Raw genomic sequence first — 1,267 nt, 5'->3', positions numbered from 1 at the left:
CGTGCAACCCGTGGGAGAGAACCGCCCGTCGTGGGGCACTCCACGCTGCCCTGCCCGCGGCCCAGGCACCGCCTCGACGCGGGAGCGCACCACCCCGGTCCTGGTCAAGGACAGCACGCACCACATGAGCCCTGCTGTGCAGGGGTGAGGCAGAGCGACGGCGCCCCAGAGGCTCGCCCCCGAGGCGGAGCTCTGGGTCCTTAACCCCGGATCCTCACCCCGGGAGCGAGTCACCACGCATCCGCACGTCCTGGGCGCGGCTGTACCTGCACCTGGGCGCTCACGACCCTGACCGACGGCTCCGGGGCCCCTTCAGGATCTTGCTGTTCAGCAACCTGTCTCCCAGCCGCCAGCAGTACCACACGACCGGCCCGACCCCCACCAGAATAATAATGACAGCGGTCCAGACGACCTTCCCGGCAGTTGGCATAGTGTTGTTCTGGCGCCACACCTGGACCAGCGCGACCACGGTCAGCACCAGGACAATGACCAGCACAATGACGTGCTGGGGGCTGTACACGATCGTCGTGGGTTCCTGCATTATCCTATCCTTACCCAACAACACGTTATGACAATATTAATGGTAGCACTCCACCCTCGTCATCGTCACCCATTGACGGGGGCGGCTGGCGGACCTCAATGCCCTCGTTTTTCTAACGACTTTGTCACGACACCCCCGAAAAGCCTCTGACCTGCAGCTTCCCGGAGGCGAATAACGTTACACAACGTCAGCAAAACCTGGTTCGGGCCTCTTGCCTCAAGAACAGGCAGGTCAGGACAATCTCGCTATAAGCGAACACGTTTATTGCCTGGTCTGGGACCGGGTTCAGCGCCGCCGTCCTGACAGCCCCACCGGTTTACTTCTTAGACTCTTCAAATTGATAGGCCCAGATCGGCATCCCCTACCCGCTCACAGAACGCGGGTGGGGACCCTGACCACCTGCCGGGGCGGGAGCCGTCGGAGGGCATTGCAGCCGGAGGCCGAGATACCGACGCCGTCGTCGGCGAACCGGTACTCCGTGGTCACACCGCCCCACTCCCTGCGGTCCACGGGCCTGTGGGCCATCCAGAGCAGCCAGTCGCGGGCGCGGGCGACCTGCTCCTCAAGGGACCCCTGGAACCTCTGACTGGGGCAGCACCTGTCATCAGGCTGCAGGTACATGCACTGGCAGTGCATGGAGCCCACGACGGTCTGTTCCCCGTCGTAGAAGGCGCCCACGGTGAGCAGCACGTAACGGTCCGCCACCAGGTCGTACCAGGCCATGCA

At 63.9% G+C, this 1,267-nt stretch carries 2 protein-coding genes; both read right to left on the bottom strand.

Features of this window, described 5'->3' with window-relative positions; translation table 11 throughout:
• Positions 1-280: 280 nt before the first annotated feature.
• Positions 281-541: a PLDc N-terminal domain-containing protein gene (locus tag Q4P78_RS08920; protein WP_303340018.1), complete on the bottom strand. Its 261-nt coding sequence runs from the start codon at positions 539-541 to the stop codon at positions 281-283.
• Between the two features lie 369 nt (positions 542-910).
• Positions 911-1,267, bottom strand: a 357-nt coding sequence (locus tag Q4P78_RS08915; protein ID WP_303340016.1) for a hypothetical protein, incomplete at its 5' end; no start/stop codon positions are given.

This window comes from Rothia sp. (in: high G+C Gram-positive bacteria) (genome assembly GCF_030540545.1).
Taxonomy (GTDB): domain Bacteria; phylum Actinomycetota; class Actinomycetes; order Actinomycetales; family Micrococcaceae; genus Rothia.
The sequence above is the reverse complement of the archived record's forward strand: the minus strand, read 5'-3'. Positions and strand labels throughout refer to the sequence as shown.